We start from the raw sequence: 900 nt of genomic DNA on the forward strand, positions 1-900 counted from the left end.
TATGGCCGACGGTGGGAAGACCGCCATGAGACGGGGCGGCGGGCCGCCTATGTTCCGCTGAGCTTTGCACCTGGAGAGGCTTACCAGTTTGACTGGAGCTATGAGGTTGTCATTCTGGGTGGTGTGGCGGTAAAGGTGAAGGTTGTAAATTCTGTTTCAAAATTGGTTCTTCCGCACTTTTCGTGATGATGTTTTTGATTATGCGGGCTGGAGGACACGAGCCCTGAGGAGTTCGAAGCCTGCTCTTCCGAACATGGTTCGCTTGATCATTTTCAATCGGCTGATCTGTCCTTCAACCGGGCTGGTTGTCCATGGTGTGACGAGAGAAGCTTCAATGGCAGCAGCATCCCGTTCAAGCGCAGGAATCAAACGCGATAGCAGCGTCGTTTTCCCTTCTTCCAGCAGGGCCTTCAGATCGCCTTCCTTTCTGGTGTCCTCCTTTTTACAGAGGAGATTCTGCATTTTCCTGAGCCAGCAGAGCGTGACAGCGAGTTGCGGTTCGGCTTCCAGAAGGGCAGGAACAGGTAGCCCGTCCTGTGTCGTCCAGCAGACAATGGATCATCTGCAAGAAGAAGGCGTGCAAGTTTGCGCCCCAGAGGGGGCGAGACATACGCGGAAGAAATGGGTTTCGTGGAAATACCCTGTCGCGTCGTCACCCATTTCCGGACAATGCCATATTTTCCTGTAAACCCCTGCTCCACGAGTTCCCGCCATAGCTGGCGAATATTCCGACATCCTTCGACCCATCTCTTTTCCAGATGGGATATGTAAGGCCCGCGTATGCTGCGTGTCGGAACCGTCCTTTTCCATGTTGGCGCATGGCCCCGCTGAAACCAGCGCCGCACGGTTTTTCTCTCTACTCCGATCGTTGTGGCGATAGCCTGAATACTGTGCCCTTCT

General features: G+C 54.1%; 2 pseudogenes. One reads left to right on the top strand and one right to left on the bottom strand.

The window, feature by feature from the left end:
* Positions 1 to 150, top strand: a pseudogene (locus CFR76_RS18325) (IS21 family transposase); the annotation flags it as partial.
* A gap of 48 nt (positions 151 to 198) precedes the next feature.
* Here the strand turns inward: CFR76_RS18325 and CFR76_RS17465 are convergent.
* Positions 199 to 900 (bottom strand): annotated as a pseudogene (locus tag CFR76_RS17465) (ISL3 family transposase); the annotation flags it as partial.

Source organism: Komagataeibacter swingsii (assembly GCF_003207895.1).
Taxonomy (GTDB): Bacteria; Pseudomonadota; Alphaproteobacteria; order Acetobacterales; family Acetobacteraceae; genus Komagataeibacter; species Komagataeibacter swingsii.